This window comes from Bradyrhizobium sp. HKCCYLS1011 (genome assembly GCF_051167795.1).
In the GTDB taxonomy this organism is placed as follows: Bacteria; Pseudomonadota; Alphaproteobacteria; order Rhizobiales; family Xanthobacteraceae; genus Bradyrhizobium.
In genome coordinates, this window is the sequence record NZ_JBNPTT010000007.1 from 379,492 (window position 1) to 397,841 (window position 18,350).

The following is an 18,350-nucleotide window of genomic DNA, read 5'->3' on the forward strand; positions in this document are numbered from 1 at the left end:
CGTCATCGTCCCGCGAACACTTCGCCGAGCTTGGTGACCCCTGGCGCGATGCGGTCGGTGCGGATCGATGAGAAGCCGAGACGGAAGCAGTGCCGCGTGGCATCGGGATTGATCGAGAACACGTCGCCAGGTTCGATCACGACGCCCTCGGCGCGTGCGGCCTCTGATAGGCGCCTGGTGTCGGTGCCGTCGGGGCAGCTGATCCAGTAGCTGGTGCTGCCGGCGCCGCGCTGCCAGCGGCAATCAGGCAAGGCACGCGGCAGCAGCTCGTCGAGCAATCTGGCGCGCTCCAACAGCACGCGGCCGACCTGCTGCAGATGCGAGCGGTAGTGGCCGAGCCCGATGAACAGTGCGGCGACGCGCTGATTGTTCAGCGGCGGATGGCGCAGCATCAGCCGGCGCAGCGCGCGCAACTCGCGGATCACTGGTGCCGGCGCCACGACGTAGCCGAGCCGAAGTCCCGGCGCGAGCGCCTTGGACAGGCTGCCGACATAGAGCACGCGCTGGTCGCGATCGAGGCTCATCAGCGGCGGCAGCTCATTCCCCTCGGGGATCAGGTCGCTCTCGTAATCGTCTTCGACCAGCACGATATCCCGCGTCTTCGCGATATCGAGTATCTCCTCGCGGCGGGTGCGCGACATCGCCGCCGTCGTCGGGCATTGATGGCTTGCAGTAACATAGGCCAGCGTGCAGCGCGCAAAGGCATCATCCGGCAGCACGCCCTCGCCATCGACCCGCAACGGCGTGACATTCGGTGTCAGCAGGCCAAAAATGTTGCGCGCATCCGGATAGCCCGGATCTTCCATGCCGACGAGAGTGTCGCCCCGCACGAACAGTTTTGCGATCAGGTAGAGCGCGTGCTGCGCGCCGATCGTGAGCATGATCTCGTCGGCGCGGGCGCGAATGCCGCGTCGCGGCAGAACTTGGCGCTGCAGCTGCTCGATGAGCGCCGGATCGTCGCCGTCGATCATGTCGCGTGCCCAGTTATTGATTTCGGGCACGCTGAGGGCCGCGCGGGCGCTTTCGCGCCAATTGTTGGTCGGAAACAAACTCGGGTCGAACTGACCGAAGATAAACGGATAAGGATAGGCTTGCCAGTCGAGCGGCTTGACGATGTTGCGGAAGGTCGACGGGCGTAACGCGAAGCGCTCGGTCCAGCGCCGGCTGTCGACTTCGCTTGCGGCCGGCTCTTGGGCAGCGCCGATCTGCTTGGGCAGGCCAGTTACGAAATAGCCACTGCGTTCGCGGGACACCAGGAAGTTCTGGTCGACGAGTTGCTCATAGGCAATGACGATGGTGTTGCGCGATACCTTCAGCAGTGCTGCCAAATCGCGGCTCGAGGGCATGCGTACACCGAGCGGCAGGCGACCGTCCTCGATCGCCGATACGATCATCTGGCGAATCTGCAGTTGCAAGAAGCTGCCGCCGCGATCCAGACCCTGGAACAGCGATCCCCAGAATAGGAAATCGTTGAGCGGCACAGCGGAGGGCTGTCCAGCCGCTTCGGATCGACGCAGGGGAGCAAATTTTCCCATCGAGAACCTGAACTGGTAAAACTGATCTGTCAGAAAAACTAAGCAAAAACTGCGCCATAGCAGCCGCAGAGAGGGACCCGACGCATGGGCTGGCTCCATTTGTGCATGGCATCTGGCGCTGGTGCGGCCAAGCCCTTCACCGCAGGCTCTTGACCAGGCGCATGGGAGTTCGAGGTGATCGAGGATACCGTTGTTTATTCGGCTCGCAAGATCATAACGATGAATCCGTCGCGCCCCCACGCGACGCATGTTGCGGTTCGCGCCGGCCGTATCGTCGCGGCTGGCGGCGAGGCCGAAATCACGCAATTTGCGACTGATGGCAAGGTCGACGATCGTTTCCGCGACAAAGTGCTGTTGCCCGGCTTCGTCGAAGGCCATGCTCACATCATGGAGGGTGTGGTCTGGACGATGCCGTATGTCGGCGCTGGCGATCGCCGCTCACCCGAAGGCAGGCTGGTTCCGGGTGTCCGTGATCTGGACGCGATCGTGGCGCGGCTGCGCGACGCCGAAGTAGCAATGACCGATCCGGACGCGCCGCTGTTCGCTTGGGGTTTCGATCCCCTGCATATCGACGGCCAGAAGCTGACTCGTAAAGATCTCGACCGCGTCTCGACGACGCGGCCGGTGATGGTGATCCATGCCAGCTTCCACATCAGCAACGTCAACACCTTCGTGCTGGAGCGCACGCAGCTGCTGCGGGCCACCGACATTACCGGAGTTGTCGCCGGTGCTGATGGCCTCGCCTCTGGCGAGCTGCAGGGCGTTGCGGCGCGGTTACGCGCATTCCGGGCGCTCGGCGGCAATCCGTTGTCGGAAAAGCTGACCGCTGCCGACGTGCAGCGCTATGCGCAATCGGCTTGTATCCAGGGCGTCACCACTACCACCGACTTGCACGCTGATCTCGTAGACAACACCGTCGAGCTCTATCAGCGGGCGACGCAGGAGCCGGACTTCGGCATCCGCCTTGTCCCTGCGCTTGGTGGCCTGTTCCATGCGCCGGAGCAGGCAATCGAGAAGCTCGAGGTCCTGCGCGACCAAACCGAAGCCAACGACAAGCTCTACTACGGTATCGTCAAGCTCGTCATCGACGGTTCGATTCAGGGCTTCACCGCGAGGCTGCGCTGGCCGGGTTATCACAACGGCGCGCCGAATGGGCTCTGGTATATTGCGCCGGAGGAACTGCCGCGTCTGATCGCGGCCTATCACAAAGCAGGCTTTCAGCTGCACATCCATACCAATGGGGATGAAGCGACCGAGGTCGCGCTCGATGCCCTGGAGGCGGCGCTCACGGAGGCGCCACGTCCCGATCATCGCCACACACTGCAGCACTGCCAGATGGCCGATGCGGCGCTGTTCCGGCGCATGAAGGCGCTCGGGGTCTGCGTCAATCTGTTCGCAAACCATCTCTATTACTGGGGCGATTCCCACTACGAGCTGACAATGGGGCCGGAGCGTGCCGGGCGGCTCGATGCCTCCGGAACGGCGCAAAGCATTGGCGTGCCGTTCTCGATCCATTCGGACGCGCCGGTGACGCCGCTCTCGCCGCTGTTCACGGCCTGGTGCGCGGTCAACCGCACGTCGTCCTCTGGCCGCAAGCTCGGCGCCGAGACCGAGGCGCTGACGGTCGCGCAGGCGCTGGCCGCGATCACGATCGGGGCCGCCTACACCTTGAAGCTCGATCATCTGGTCGGCAGCATCGAATCCGGCAAGCTTGCCGATTTCGCCGTGCTCGACGATGATCCGCTCACGGTCGCGCCCGACAAGCTCAAGGACATTCCAGTCTGGGGCACCGTGATCGGTGGGATCGTTAAGGAGGCTCCGCGCGCATGATGGCGGCCGCGCCCATCCCCAATCCTGTTCCGATGACGGTGATCGGCGGCTTCCTCGGCGCCGGCAAGACCACGTTTCTCAATCGTCTGCTGGCCGAAAGCATCGAGCGCTGCGCGGTGCTGGTGAACGATTTCGGCGAGATCAATGTCGATGCCGCGCTGATCGAGAGCCATGACGGCACCACGATGTCGCTCGCCAATGGCTGCGTCTGCTGCAGTACGGGTACCGGCTTCCTCGATGTGCTGGCACGGCTGCTCGACGATCTCGACCGCTTCGATCGCGTCGTCATCGAGGCCAGTGGTGTCGGAGATCCCTGGCGCATCGCCGAGATCGCGCTGGTTGAGCCGGCGTTGCGGCTCGATGGCGTCATCACGCTGGTCGATGCGAGCCGCATCGCAATGCTGATCGACGACGTCAGGGTGGGCGACACCGTGCGCCAGCAACTCGCCAAATGCGACGTCGTGCTGCTCAGCAAGAGCGATCTGGTCGATGCAGCGCAACTCGATATCTCCCGTCGCGCGGTACGAACGGTGCGCGCGGATATGGCGATAGCGGTGCTGTCGCGCGACACGCTGCCGGATCTGACGTCATTCGGACGCAAGCCGGTGTCGCGCTTCCGGGCCGAGGATGTCATCGAACTGGCCGACCACGAAGCCGGCTTCCGGCGCTGGACCTACCGGCGCGAGGGTTGCTTCAACCGCGAACGTCTCATTGTTGCTGTCAAAGAGCTGCCGCCGCAATTGCTGCGTCTCAAGGGCACCTGCCGCGTTGCCGGCGATGCCAGCCCGCAGCTTTTCCAGATGGTGGCGCAGGCCTGGTCCTTGACGCCAGCCAGCTGGGAGGGCGTACAATTCCCTGACGCAATCATTCTGGTCGGCGTGGGCACGTCCGATCTGCCTGATAATCGCGAGCTTGACGCCGTTCTCGATTCCGCGCTCGCCGCTGTCTCGGCCGCGTCATGAGGGCAGGGCGCATGCAGTGCCGATCATGTTGTTTCAGTCCCACTATGTTTCAGTCCCATTGCCGGTCATCAACAGAAAGCGGGGTAGAGCCATGCTGATCAGACGAAATTTTGTGCTGAGTGCCCTTGGTCTTGTTGCGGCCGCGATGGTCACGCCGCGCGCTGATGCGCAGCAGGTCGGTGCGAATGCGCTTATCATCGGGACGACGCAGGTGCCGCGTCATTTCAACGGCGCGGTGCAATCCGGCATGGCGACGGCGATGCCGACTGCGCAGATCTTCGCGAGTCCGTTGCGCTATGACGACAAGTGGAATCCGCAGCCTTATCTGGCGCAGTCCTGGGAGGTGGCGCCGGACGGGCTGTCGGTGACGTTGCATCTGGTCACGAACGCGGTGTTCCATGATGGGCATCCTGTGACATCGGAGGATGTTGCCTTCTCGATCATGGCGATCAAAGCTAACCATCCCTTCCAGACCATGCTGGCGGCGGTCGAGAAGGTCGAGACGCCGGACCCCGCCACCGTGATTATCCGTCTCTCACATCCGAGCCCATCACTGCTGCTCGCGATGTCGCCGGCGCTGATGCCGATCCTGCCAAAGCATATCTATGGGGACGGCCAGGACTTGAAGACCCATCCGGCCAATCTGAAGCCGATCGGTTCTGGCCCGTTCAAGCTGACCGAATACAAGCAAGGCGAATATTACACGCTGGAGAAGTTTGACAAGTTCTTCATTGCTGGCCGGCCCAAGCTCGACAAGATCGTGGTGCGGCTGGTATCGGACCAGAACGCCGCCTTGGTGTCGATGGAGCGTGGCGATTTCAACGCGCTCCCATTTGTCGCTGGTGCGCGCGACATTGATCGGCTGCAGAAGTCGCCGAATCTGATCGTCACTGACAAGGGTATGGAAGGTGTCGGCCCGCTCAACTGGCTCGCCTTCAACACCAAGAAGAAGCCACTCGATGACCTCAGGGTGCGGCAGGCGATCGCCTATGCCACAAACCGCGACTTCATCATCGCCAAGCTGATGGGCGGCAAGGCGACGCCGGCGCTCGGACCGATCGCGCCGGACTCGCCACTCGCCGAGCCCGGGGTCGAGCCGTACAAGGTCGACCTTGTCAAGTCGGCGGGGCTGCTGGATGCAGCCGGCTATCAGAAGGGTGCCGATGGCTCGCGCTTTGCGCTGACCATCGACTACATTCCCGGCGCCGACGAGCAGCAGCGCAATGTCGCCGAATATCTGCGCTCGCAGCTGAAACGCGTCGGCATCAATCTCGAGGTGCGGGCGGCGCCGGATTTCCCGACCTGGGCGCAGCGCGTCTCGAACTACGATTTCGACCTGACGATGGACACCGTCTATAATTGGGGCGATCCGGTGATCGGCGTGAACCGCACCTATCTGTCCTCCAATATCCGCAAGGGCATCATCTGGTCGAACACTCAGCAATATTCGAACCCGAAGGTCGATGAGCTGTTGCAGCAGGCGGCGGTCGAGACCTCGCCGGAGAAACGCAAGGCGCTGTACTCGGAATTCCAGAAGATCGTGGTCTCGGACGTGCCGATCTACTTCATCAATGTCACCCCGTACTACAACGCCTTCAGCAAGGGGCTCGGCAGTCTCCCGACCACGATCTGGGGGATGATGTCGCCGCTCGACGAGCTGTATTGGGAAACGCCGCCGAAGACCTGAGACGAGACGTAGCCACGCGACCTTAGGAGATCGGCTAGTCCATGGCGCTCGCCATCCATTTCGTCAGGCAGATCGTCAACGCCGCAATGCTCCTGCTTGCGGTGCTGGTGCTGAACTTCTGCCTGATCCATCTCGCGCCCGGCGATCCCGTCCAGGTGATCGCCGGAGAAATGGGCGGCGCGTCAGCCGACGTCGTTGCGGCGTTGCGTGCAAAATATGGTCTCGACCAGAGCCTGACCGAGCAACTCGCGATCTACCTGCGCAACATCGCATCAGGTGATTTCGGCTATTCCTATTATTTCAACGCGCCGGTGCTCGGGCTGATCCTGGAGCGCCTGCCGGCTACGCTCTATCTTGCCTTCACCGCGCTGGTCGCGGCACTCGCGATCGGCACTTCGCTCGGCGTGGTCAGCGCTCGCCGGCCGAACGGTCTGCTCAGCCACACCGTCACGATATTCGCGCTCGCAGGCTATGCGGCGCCGATCTTCTGGACCGGGTTGTTGCTGCTGCTTTTGTTCGGCTCGGTGTGGCCGATCCTGCCCGTGGTCGGCATGACCGACGTCGCGCATCCCACGCAAGGCATCGCTTATGCGTTCGACGTCGCACGGCATCTCGTGCTGCCATCGCTGACGCTTGCCCTGGTGTTCATCGCCCAATATAGCCGACTCGCGCGCGTCAACATGATCGATGCCCTGTCGGCGGACTATGTGCGGACGGCGCGCGCCAAAGGCCTGCCGGAATGGATCGTGATCGGCAAGCACGCGCTGCGCAATACGCTGATCCCGATCATTACCGTTGCGGGGCACCAGTTCGGCAATCTGTTTGCCGGCGCCGTGCTTGTCGAGACCGTATTCAGCTGGCCGGGCATGGGGCGGCTGGTGTTCGATTCGATCCTGCGCCGCGACTATCCGACCCTCATGGCAGTCTTGTTCTTTTCCGCGCTGATGGCGATGACTGCCAATATCCTCACCGACATGGTTTATCGCCTAGTTGATCCACGTATCCGGACGAGGCGGTGATGACGACAATGGAAGCCTCTACGCCGCTTGTCCCCGCGAAGGCGACAGATCCGATCCGGCCGGCAGCTTCGCCGGGGCACATCGCATTGCGCCAGTTTCTGAAGAGCCCGTCCGGCGTCGGTGGCGCCTGCCTGTTGATGCTGATCATCGTGGCGACACTGATTGGTCCGCTGCTCTACCCCGTCGATCCGCTCGACATCGCCGGCGCACCGTTTGCGCCTCCCGACGCCGATGCTTGGTTGGGCACCGATTATCTCGGCCGCGACGTGCTTGCCGGCCTGATCCATGGCGGCCGCGCGACGCTGACGGTGGGTGCGGTCGCGGCGCTGATCACAATCGCGATTGGAGTCCTGGTCGGCGCTCTCGGTGGTTTCTTCGGCGGCACGATCGACGCCGCGCTGGTAAAGATCACGGAATTCTTCCAGATCCTGCCGCCGCTATTGTTCGCGATGGTGCTGGTGACGTTGTTCGGTGCCAAGCTGTCGATCATCACGGTCGCGATCGGAGTGGTGAGCTGGTCCTCGGTAGCACGGCTGACGCGTGCCGAATTCATGAGGCTGCGCGACCTCGATTTCGTCAAAGCGTCGCGCGCCGCCGGCGCCGGCAGCCTGCATCTGATGTTGCGCGTGCTGCTGCCGAACGCGCTGCCGGCGGTGATCGTCTCGGCAACCTTGGCAATCGGCACCGCCATTCTGTTCGAGGGCGCCCTCAGCTTTCTCGGCCTCGGCGATCCCAACATCATGAGCTGGGGCCTCATGCTGGGCCAGAACCGCAACTACATGCTGGATGCGTGGTGGGCCGTCACTTTTCCGGGCGCGGCGATCTTCCTCGCTGTGCTCGCGATCAGCCTGGTCGGCGACGGCATCAATGATGCGATCAACCCGCGTCTGCGGCGGAGAACCTGACAGTGACGCTGCTCGAAGTGGACAGTCTCAACGTCTCCATGCGCAATGCCGAAGGCCGCTTGGTACCGGTGATCGAGAACCTGTCATTCAGCGTCGCACACGGCCAGACCACTGCGCTGGTCGGTGAATCCGGCTGCGGCAAGAGCATGACGGCGCTGGCCCTGATGCGGCTGCTGCCGGAAGATTTCGTCATCACCTCGGGGCGAATCCTGCTGGAGGGTAGGGACCTGCTGTCGCTGTCCGCGAAGGAGATGCGCAGCTTACGCGGCAGGGCGATGTCGATGATCTTTCAGGAGCCGATGACGGCGCTCAATCCGCTGTTTACGGTTGGCGATCAGATCGGCGAGGTGTTGCGCTGGCATCAGGGACTCGGTGGCAGCGCGGCGCGCGAGCGGGCCATTGCGCTCTTGCGCGTCGTGCAGATCCCGGCTGCCGAGCAGCGGGTCGATGCCTATCCACATCAACTGTCCGGGGGCATGCGCCAGCGCGTGATGATCGCCATGGCGCTCGCCGGCCGGCCGAAGCTCCTGATCGCCGATGAGCCGACCACCGCACTCGATGTCACGGTGCAGGCGCAGATCTTCGATCTCCTGGCGGAATTGCAACAGGAGACCGGCGCCGCGGTCTTGCTCATCACCCACGATCTCGGAGCGGTGGCGGAACTGGCTGACGAAATCCTCGTGCTCTATGCCGGACGTTGCATCGAGGCAGGTGTCTCGGCTGATATCGTCGAGGCGCCTCGCCATCCCTATACGCGCGGCCTCTTGAACTGCGTACCGCATTTTACGCTCGGCCGGGCGCCGAAGCCGTGGGTCGATCTCGGGGAAATTCCTGGCATGGTGCCACCGCTCGGCGCGCGCGGCGCGGACTGCGCATTCCTGGCGCGATGTGCGCTGGCCGTCGACATCTGCCGCTCCCGGCCGCAGCCCCCGCTCGATCCGATCGGGCCCGGTCATGCGGTGTCCTGCTGGCGCGAGGCGGGGGTCACTATATGAGCGCACTTGACATCGCTGCATCGCCGGCCGCGCCGGACCATCTGCTCGACGTCAACGACCTGGTCGTGCACTTTCCTGCCGGGCGTCAAGGTCCGTTTGGCAAGACATCCTTCGTGCATGCTGTCGACGGCGTCAGCTTCCGCGTCCGCCGCGGGACCACCTTTGGCATCGTCGGTGAAAGCGGCTCCGGCAAGTCGACCACCGCGCTGGCGGTGCTGCGGTTGGCGCCGATCACGTCGGGGCAGGTGGTGTTTGCGGGCCGGAATATTGCCGATCTCTCGGGATCACCTTTGCGAGCGATGCGCAAGCACCTGCAGATCGTGTTCCAGGATCCGTTCTCCGCGCTCAATCCGCGCCGCCGTGCCGGCGACCAGATCCGTGAGCCACTCGACCTGCTAGGCATCGGCTCGGGCAGCGAACGCGATGACCGCGTGCGCAAGCTGCTCGCGGAAGTCGGGCTGCCGCCGCAGGCCGCCGATCTGTTTCCGCATCAATTCTCCGGCGGCCAGCGCCAGCGGCTGTGCATCGCGCGTGCGCTGGCGCCCGAGCCGGACCTGATCGTCTGTGACGAGGCAGTGTCCGCGCTCGACGTCGCCATCCAGGCTCAGATCCTCAATCTGCTGAAGCGGCTGCAGCGCGAGCGCCGTCTCACCTATATGTTCATTTCGCATGATCTTGGCGTGATCCAGCAGTTCTGCGACGAGGTCGCGGTGATGTATCTCGGCAAGATCGTCGAGCAGGGTTCGGCGGCCCAGATCTTCACCGCTCCATGTCACCCGTACACCTGGTCGCTCATTGCGGCCGCTGCGCCGCCCGGACCGGTACGCGACGCACTGAAGCAGCGCCATCTGGTGAAGGGGGATCCGCCGAGCCCGGTCGATCCACCGCCAGGTTGTCGGTTCGTGCAGCGCTGCCCTGCTGCGGTCGACCGTTGTCGCCAGCAGCTTCCATCCCTCGATGCCATCGACCCTTCCCATTACGTCGCCTGTCATCGCGCGAGCGATTTAGCGGAGAGGTTCATTCAAATCCGGTCTTGAACTATTCGTCGCTGGATGTGCTCGGACAGGCTGTCCGGCGAATCCAACGGGCGTTTCGGCGCGTCGGAAGGTCAGCCCCGCCTTGCGGGCTGGGTGAACTTCTTTCGGACTGAATATCCCACTTGCAGTCAAGCACGGACGTTCGCGGAGTCGAACGCGCGTGCCGATCGTGTCTGCACCATCTCGATGATTGCAAACGTCGTTATCTCGACCAGCAGGACAACAACCAAGGCCGCGGCGATGTCGACACTGTTCCGTATATCTATCGACGAAACCGGAAATCGGGGCCCGGGTGGCGCGCTTAGGGCGAGAAGACTCCGTTGTGCTTTGATCAGTTGATTCTGATGTGAAACTGGTGCGATCTTCCGTGCCAACCTTGCTGATCACGCCTGCCGGGATCGCGCCCGCAGGCGAGATATGATCCGTCGTGATATCGTCGCCAAGTACCAATAGCGGTGTTGCCAAATAACGTCCGAGGCGAGTGCCGTCGCCGAAGCCCGCAGCGGAGCGCGACCAGCGACGCGGTCATGAAAGTGTGTTCTTGGTTCTGAAGAGCCGGCTGGTCGGAAGAATGACCACTGCGAAGCAAGTCGCCATTCTTCCGGCGATCCGGGGGAGAAGACCCTGAAGGCGTTGGGCGATCCTGTTCAGATCGGCACAATGTGCAGGCCGCGCTTGTGGTCCTCGTCGTGCCGCGAACTCAGTAGCTCGCCGTCGGCTCGCACGGAGGCCGGCGCCACGGGGCCGTTGCGTACGCGCCGATGTCGGGAGCCCGCACGCAGCCGCGCTTGGAGGCGACCGGTGCGCGGTGAAGCGCGGCATAAGCGTGGGCGGTCCGTCTTGCCTTTGCGTGGCTCTCGCGAGCGATCGTGGGAGATGCAAACATGGCCGCAACGACCAAGCCGGCCGACACGAGCTTCAGTGTAGTCATTGAAGGTCTCCTTGACAAAGCGAAGCCAAGAACGCCTCGGCCCGCTCGACAAAGATGTCCGTATATGCGCGGGATGGATAGTATCAATTGAACGATGGTTTTCATCTTTGCACGATGTCGCAGATGCAAGCTCCGGGCAATGGCTGAAACGCCAATGAGACAATTCATGGGCCTGCATCCAGTGGAGATAACAAGCGTACCGCAAGGCTTCCGTACAACTAACAAGAGTGAAATGGTAAGAGAAATCGTTGCTGCTGGCCATCGGCAATAGTGTTGGAAAATTTGCAAACAATTGTAAGAAGCGCGCCTCTCTGAATGAGCTCAGCCGGTGATCGCCGGTCTTCTCTTCCCCCTAGTGGCTTGCCTTTATTGAAGCGGTTGATGGTAAGCTGAGAACGGTCAACGCTTGGGGCTATCCCAATGATGGCTGAACCAGGCCAAAGCCCCATCTTCGCATATGGCGGATGGGAGATTGATCTTGCCAAACGAGAACTGCGCTCAATGGGAGATCCGGTTCCATTGGGCGGGCGGGCGTTCGATATCCTCGCGGAATTGGTTCGCGCAGGGGGCGAACTGGTCTCCAAGACCGAGCTGACAGAACGGGTGTGGCAGGGCCTCTCCGTTGAGGAGAGTGCGCTGCGGGTGCATATCGGGGCGATCCGCAAGGCCCTCGGCCCTGATCGGGAACTTTTGGGGACGACTGTCGGCCGTGGCTATCGCCTGCTGGGGACCTGGCGCATCCAGCCTACGGACAGATCACTACAGTCGGCCGCACCGGACCCGATGCCGACAACCAACATCCCCCCGGCGACGTTCGATCTCGTCGGCCGCGGCGCTGCGATTTCCCATCTGTGGGATCTCCTGTCGGCCTATCGGGTGGTGAGCCTCGTCGGGCCGGGCGGGATCGGCAAGACCGCGCTTGCGCTGCAGGCGGCGCGGTCGCCGCCGGCAGGCTTTGCAGCCGATCGATTGCTGATCGAATTCGCCTCACGGTCCAATCCCGAGCTCGTTCCTTCCGCCGTCGCGGGCGTGCTTGGCACCAAACTGGAAGGCGAGGCGATTTCGCCGGAATCCGTTGCGCGAGTCATCGGCGCCCGGCCGCTGCTGCTCGTTCTCGACAACTGCGAACACGTCGTTGATGCGGTCGCCCGCCTCGCCGAGACGATCGTCAGCCGTTGCCCCGAGACCACCGTGATAGCAACGAGCCGCGAGGCGCTGCGTATCGACGGTGAACACGTTTATCGCGTGCCGCCGCTGGGCGTACCGTCCGAACCTCTGATTGCGCCTGAGGCCGCCTTCGAACACACCGCGGTGGAATTATTCATGATCAGGGCGAAGGCGCTCGGCTCCCACTTTGCGTTCGACCAGGAGAATCTCGGCGCCGTCGTCGCCATTTGCCGGCGACTGGATGGTATTCCGCTCGCGATCGAGTTTGCAGCGGCGCGTTCGGTCATGCTGAGCCCGCCGAAAATCGCAGCACTTCTTGACGACAGATTCAAATTCCTGACGACCGGCCGGCGAACTGCACTGCCCAGGCAGCAAACGCTTCGTGCGACGCTCGATTGGAGTTACGATCTCCTCTCGCAAGGCGAGGCGCAGGTGCTGCGGAAGCTCGGCATATTCGCCGGAGAATTTTTGGCCGACGCAGCGATTGCGGTTGCGGGCGAACACATGGGCGAGGTCATCGGTGAGCTGGCCAATCTGGTGGCCAAGTCGCTCGTCGTCGCCGACGTTCGCGGCGACCGCCCTTACTATCACCTGCTCGACACGACGCGTGCTTATGTGTTGGAGAAGTTGCACGCGAGCGGCGAGTATCCCGATGCGGCCCGTCGCCATGCAGAATATTATTGCGGGTTCTTTGCCTGTGCAGAAGCCGACAGCGAACTGCTACCGCAGACCGAATGGCTTGCCATCTATGGCCGGCACATCGACAACGTGCGCAGCAGCCTGGATTGGGCATTCTCGGCTGGCGGAGACGCGCAAATCGGGGCGGCGCTGACCGCGGCTGCGGTCCCGCTATGGGTCCAGCTGTCGCTGCTCGCCGAATGTTGCGAGCGCACTGAGCGCGCGCTGGCAAGACTTGACGACACAGCCGCGAACGCGCCGCGGCTGCGCATGCAGTTGTTGGCTGCGCGTGGCTGGTCGCTCATGTACGGCGTTGGGAGGGCTCGGGAGGCTGGTCCCGTGTGGGCCATGACCCTGCAGCTGGCCGAGCAGCTCGGAGACAGCGACTACCTGTTGCGTGCGCTCTGGGGGCTGTGCATCGATCAGTTCAACAATGGCGACATCCGTAAGGCGTTGGAATTCGCACGGCGCTTCGCGGAGGTCGTGGCAGAGTCCGACAATTCAGTCGACCGTATGATGGCGGACCGGCTTCTCGCCACCACGATGCACTTTCTCGGCGACCAGAGGTCGGCGCATCGTTATATCGCGCGGACATTGTCGCGTTTATCGGATTTGCCGCCAAAATCCCAGGTCATTCGTTTCCGGTTCGACCCACGTGCCTCCGCACACTATTTCTATGCGCGCATCCTGTGGCTGCTCGGGTTCGCCGATCAGGCATTGAGCGTCGTCAAGGAGAATGTCGAGGAAGGCCGTATCATGGATCACGCTCTGACATTCTGCAGCGTGCTGGGCCAGGGTGCCTGCCCGGTCACGCTTTTCGCGGGTGATCTCGATGCGGCGGAGCGGCATTGCGCATCGCTGATCGCGCACACGGAACGTCACCCGATCCACCTGTGGAACGTGTGGGCGCATGCGTTCAGCGGGGTTGTGATGATACGGCGCGGCGCTTTCGTTGCCGGATTGTCCACGCTCCGCGATGCGCTGGAGCTGGCCGGCGATGCCCGGTTCTTGCCACGCTTCCTGCTTCCTCTGGGCGAACTGGCGGCAGGACTTGGCAAGGCCGGCGATGTGTCGCAGGGGCTTGATACGATCAACGCGACGCTGGCCCGCTGCGAGGCGAGGGACGAACGCTGGTACGAGGCCGAGCTCCTGCGCATCAAAGGAGAGTTGCTTCTCCATCCTGGTAAGGATCGCTCCGCTCCTGCGGCCGAACAGACCTTCAGCAGAGCGCTGGAGCTGGCGCGCAGCCAGGGGGCGCTATCTTGGGAGCTGAGGACGGCGATCAGTCTTGCGCGACTGAGGATCAGCCTGGGCCGTCCCGCCGAGGCGCACCGCACTCTCGTGACCGTGTACGAGAAGTTTACCGAAGGCTTCGAGACCTCGGACCTAAGGCTTGCAGAAGCGATGATAGCGCAGCTGTCGAACGGGTGAGGTTAGCCAGCGGTGTCAGGCGAGGCACATGGGGCGCATCCGTTTGATGCCTGCGCCCATAGACTTCCGGAACATTCGCAATTTGCTCGCCGTACCGGTCGGTTGCCGCCTACGCGTCTGCCGTGCAACCGGCTCAACTGGCCGCGAGTGAACCCGAACGGGGAGGGCTCAAGTGACCGAGCAATTCGCTCGCGGCCTCCAGGCTGCTTGTCTGGAAGCCCTCAGTAAAACGCCCATGGATTGGCGCAAGCAGGTCGTGCGCATCTTTGTGCCGGCCTTGCCGCGACCATAGCCTCGCAAGGCTGATCGCGGTTCGCAGCTCATAACCCAGCGCTCCCTGATTTCGGGCAAGCTCCAGTGACTGCTCAAGGTTCCGTTCCGCCTGCAAGCTGTTCGCGTTGCCCTTGCGCATCAGCACTTCCGCCCTGACGCGCAACATGTCGGGCATATCCATCAGGAAGCTGCAACGCCGGGCCTGGGCAATCGCCTGATCGATGGTGTCCAACGCTTCATCACCACGCCCTGCAACCGCCAGCGCGGCCGCGAGCGGCGCGCGAAGCCCGGCGACAGCACCGAAACGATGGCCCTGGAGCGTTCCGACGGCGCCTTTCAGCATTCCGAGCCCGGGATCGGTCGCTCCTCGCGCCAACAGTGCGATTGCCTTCATGGCTTCGCCTACGGCCTGCAGAATGGCCAGGCCATGTCTGCGGGATTCCTGGACGACCCCGTCGATGTGCTCTTCGTAGGCCGCCAGATCCTCATTCCAGTAGAAGATATCAAACGCCCAGACCAGCGCCCTGCAGAGCGTGATCGGATGGTTGACGGCCACGACGTCGGAGATGGCCTGGCGTGCGAGGTCCGTCGCCTGATCGGGATATCCCTGAAGCCAGAGCAGGCGAGCCAGCGTGATGTGAGCACGCCTGGGATAATCGATCGTCAAGCCGCCGCGGATATTGGCCTCGAGGTCAGGATGGAGCAGCGCGGACTCGATATGCGAACGGGCGGTGGTGACGTCGCCAAGATAGTGGCAAGAGATGCCGAGCAGCACGCGCATGCGCGCCACTGCGGCGGAATCCTCACTGGCGAGAGCAATGGCTTCGCCGCGCCTGGCGGTCGTCAAGGCGTCGTCAAAATGACCGGCGAACAATTGAAGCAGATGCAGCCGGTCAATGAGGCGGATCTGGCCGGCGACATCGCCAATCTTGCCGGCTAGCTGGAATGCCCGGTTGACGCAATGAATGCCAAAATCGTCGATTTGTCCCGTGAGCATCCGGGCGGATCCCAGCGCGGCATGAAGCGCGAGGTCGTGCCTGACGCCTTGATCTGTTCCGTCGAGCGCAGCGATGGCGCGAGTGGCCCAGTGCTGGCACTCAGCCAGGAGCGACAGCTTGAAGAACAGAGGGATCGCGGCAGCCGTGAGGGCCACGCCGGTCCCGCGGTCGCCGGGATCCGAGAAACACCATGTCAGCGCACCGCGTATATTGCCAAACTGATCGGTGATCGCCGACAGATCTTCCGGATCGTCCTCCATGTGTTCGAGCAGCTCGAGAAAGTAGCAGGCGTGGCGTCGGGCCATCATCGCGGCCTCCGCCCTGGCGGCCAGCTTCTCCTGGGCATAGGCACGCGTTGCGTCGAGCAGCCTGTAACGGCTCGATTGGGGGCCTGTGGTCAGCACAAGCATCGACTTGGCGACGAGGCTCGCGAGAGATGCCATGATGTTGTTGTCATCGGTCTCGTCGAAGCCGACGATCGACCGGGCGGCCTCAAGGGAAAACGGGCCAACGAACACGGACAGCCGGCTGAGTGTCACGCGCTCCGGCCCGGATAGAAGATCATGACTCCATTCGATGGTCGCGCGCAGCGTCCGGTGGCGGGGCAGTGCGGTTCGCCGTCCCTCCCATAGCAGGTTGAATTGCTTCTCGAGCAGTTGGACCATCGACTTGACCCCGTATGCGCCCACGTGGCCGGCGATCAATTCGATAGCAAACGGGATTCCGTCGAGCCGGCGACAGAGGTTGCCGACGTCCGATGCATTCGCATTGGTTAGTTCGAATTCGCCGCTTCCTGCAGCTGCGCGTTCCACGAAGAGCTCGACGGCCGAATAAGCGCGCGCGCTCGCCGCCGTCAGAACGAGGTTGTCCGGCGGAACGGCGAGAGGCAGCAGGCGATGGATGTGCTCCCCTTCCACACGCAACGCCTCCCGGCTGGTAGCAAGGATGTGGAGCTCCGGCGCCTCCTTGTAGAGCCTTTCGCCAAGGGCGGCGGCTGTTTCGATGACATGCTCGCAGCAGTCGAGAATCAGCAGCACTCGCCGGTTGCGCAGAAATGCCGCCAGGCTATCCGAAGCATCGCTCGAATGCGCCGGCAGCCCAAGCGCCGATGCGGCAACGCCGGGCACGAGCGCGGCGTCGCCGACCTCGTCGAGACTCAGAAAATGGACCTGACCGGCGAATTCCGTGAGCAGGGCGTGGCCAACAGAAACCGCGACCGTGGTCTTGCCAATGCCGCCGGAGCCGACGACGGTAACAAAGCGATGGGTCCTTAGCTGATCGGATATGTCGTCGATAATTTGCTTGCGTCCGACCGTATGCCGGGGGCGCGGTGGCAGGTTGGAGACCTCGATGGGCGTGACCGGTGCGAGTTGCGTACGATCCAGGCGCGACACTGAACCGACAAAGCAGTAACCCCGCCCGGAGACCGTGCTCAGATATCTGGTGCCGGCGCTGTCTTCGCCAAGTGCCTTGCGAAGGGCCGCGACGTGGACACGCAAGCTGCCCTCGTCCACGTTGGAGTGGGGCCATACCCGGGTGATCAGATCGCTCTTGCTGACGACAGTGCCAGCCTGCGCGATCAGCATCAGCAGGATATCGAATGCGCGATCCGGCAATTGGACCGGCGTGCCATATCTCTCGATTCGTCTCTGCGCGGCGTCCAGGCGGAACGGCCCAAAGACGAAGATGGTTTGACCGGGACGTCCAACAGCGGTTGCCCTGCTATTGCTCGTCCAGCGGGACTCCATTTCAGGGATCTCCACCCGACAACCGACGCGTGACATGGGATGACTTGTGACCGCATGCGACAAACAGCGACTAAACGGAGCGTAACATCCGACAGCATCGCGGTAAAGAATTGCCTGCGCACGACACATGCGTCGCCTTTGCCGCGCAAGGGACGCGGCTCACATATGTTGTGCCGATTTTCAGAAAAGAGCTGCGAATTGCAGAAAACGACCAGCCATGGCTATTCAAATTCGCGGCATCAGTCCTCGGCCTCATCGGACGAGGACGCGAATGTGCGACGCCAGCGTCCGGGGCTCAGGCCGGCGTATTGCCTGAACGCCGCAGTGAGATGGCTCTGGCTCGAGAAGCCACAGAGCGCGGCGACGTCCGCCAAAGTGAGGTTCGATCGTTCGAGCAGCGTCTTCGCCTTGCTCACACGCTGGCCAAGCAGCCATTGGTGCGCCGACACGCCGGTCGTACGACGAAACGCGCGCGCGAAATGAGTAACGGACAGGCCGCACTCCTGCGCCAGCTCGGCGAGCGACACATCCGTGCGCTCGATCATCATTTCTTTCGCGCGATGCTCCTGCCATTGCGCAAGGCCGGCAGCATGCGTGCCGGGAAAACGAGCCGTTCCGTAACGTCCCAGCGCATGCGCGCACGCCGCATTCAGGAGCTCATCGAGCACCAGTCCGGTCATCACGTGCGGGTCCCGGAACGCTTCGAGCGCAGCTCGCGCAAGATGCGTCATCACGACATCGTCGCTGCCGACGCCGGGCTTGTGGATCAGGTCCGAAACTGCGCCGCCGTCGTGCTGCTCGGCGAATGCATTGAGGGCGCCAAGGGGCAGGTAGAAATGAACCACGTGTGAAGGGCCGCGCACGAGCGCCCTCGGATCCTGCCTCAGATCGAAAATGTAGGTGTTGCCGGCGTTCCAGGTCTCGACGGGAAGAGGGCGTCCGTTGTACCAGCATTCGTGATCGACGATGTTCTTGAGAAACACCGATACGAGGAACGCGTCATCATATCCCAGCGACGTGCTCTGCTCGATCGGCGTGTCGAACTTCAGCTCGGTGACCGCAAGATGCCCGCGCCGCAGCGTTCGATGGACATGTGTCGGCGGCTCGGGCATTCCGAAGCAGCCGGCGAAGTCAGCGCCATACGCACGAGCTCC

The 18,350-nt window shown here is 62.9% G+C and carries 10 protein-coding genes and 1 pseudogene; 8 read left to right on the forward strand and 3 right to left on the reverse strand.

Annotation, left to right across the window (positions count from 1 at the left end; all coding sequences use genetic code 11):
- Positions 1 to 2 precede the first annotated feature (2 nt).
- A complete protein-coding gene (locus tag ACQR1W_RS24945; protein WP_434853277.1) occupies positions 3 to 1,535 on the reverse strand; it encodes a PLP-dependent aminotransferase family protein in 1,533 nt (510 codons plus the stop codon).
- 174 nt (positions 1,536 to 1,709) lie between these two features.
- Between ACQR1W_RS24945 and ACQR1W_RS24950 the strand changes: the two genes are divergently transcribed.
- The 8 genes from ACQR1W_RS24950 (at position 1,710) to ACQR1W_RS24985 (ending at position 14,177) form a co-directional block, all read left to right on the forward strand.
- A complete protein-coding gene (locus tag ACQR1W_RS24950) occupies positions 1,710 to 3,365 on the forward strand; it encodes an amidohydrolase (protein ID WP_434853278.1) in 1,656 nt (551 codons plus the stop codon).
- Positions 3,362 to 4,327 (forward strand): CobW family GTP-binding protein, encoded by a 966-nt coding sequence (locus ACQR1W_RS24955; protein ID WP_434853279.1) that lies wholly within the window; start codon positions 3,362 to 3,364, stop codon positions 4,325 to 4,327. Before ACQR1W_RS24950 ends, ACQR1W_RS24955 begins: the two co-directional genes overlap by 4 nt.
- A gap of 91 nt (positions 4,328 to 4,418) precedes the next feature.
- Positions 4,419 to 6,014 (forward strand): ABC transporter substrate-binding protein, encoded by a 1,596-nt coding sequence (locus tag ACQR1W_RS24960; RefSeq protein ID WP_434853280.1) that lies wholly within the window; start codon positions 4,419 to 4,421, stop codon positions 6,012 to 6,014.
- Positions 6,015 to 6,055: 41 nt separating this feature from the next.
- Positions 6,056 to 7,033 (forward strand): ABC transporter permease, encoded by a 978-nt coding sequence (locus tag ACQR1W_RS24965; RefSeq protein ID WP_434853281.1) that lies wholly within the window; start codon positions 6,056 to 6,058, stop codon positions 7,031 to 7,033.
- 8 nt (positions 7,034 to 7,041) lie between these two features.
- The gene (locus ACQR1W_RS24970; RefSeq protein ID WP_434853457.1) at positions 7,042 to 7,938 is read left to right on the forward strand and encodes an ABC transporter permease; all 897 of its coding nucleotides are present in this window, start codon (positions 7,042 to 7,044) and stop codon (positions 7,936 to 7,938) included.
- A gap of 38 nt (positions 7,939 to 7,976) precedes the next feature.
- Complete coding sequence (locus ACQR1W_RS24975) at positions 7,977 to 8,933, forward strand: ABC transporter ATP-binding protein (RefSeq protein WP_434853458.1); 957 nt, start codon at positions 7,977 to 7,979, stop codon at positions 8,931 to 8,933.
- Complete coding sequence (locus tag ACQR1W_RS24980; protein ID WP_434853282.1) at positions 8,930 to 9,970, forward strand: ABC transporter ATP-binding protein; 1,041 nt, start codon at positions 8,930 to 8,932, stop codon at positions 9,968 to 9,970. The genes ACQR1W_RS24975 and ACQR1W_RS24980 overlap by 4 nt, the downstream gene beginning before the upstream one ends.
- 1,351 nt (positions 9,971 to 11,321) lie before the next feature.
- Positions 11,322 to 14,177: an ATP-binding protein gene (locus ACQR1W_RS24985; protein ID WP_434853283.1), complete on the forward strand. Its 2,856-nt coding sequence runs from the start codon at positions 11,322 to 11,324 to the stop codon at positions 14,175 to 14,177.
- Positions 14,178 to 16,863: 2,686 nt separating this feature from the next.
- Here the strand turns inward: ACQR1W_RS24985 and ACQR1W_RS24990 are convergent.
- A pseudogene (locus ACQR1W_RS24990) lies at positions 16,864 to 17,325 on the reverse strand (winged helix-turn-helix domain-containing protein); the annotation flags it as partial.
- A gap of 110 nt (positions 17,326 to 17,435) precedes the next feature.
- Entirely contained in the window at positions 17,436 to 18,308 is an 873-nt protein-coding gene (locus ACQR1W_RS24995) for a helix-turn-helix domain-containing protein (RefSeq protein ID WP_434853284.1), read from the reverse strand.
- Between the last annotated feature and the right edge of the window lie 42 nt (positions 18,309 to 18,350).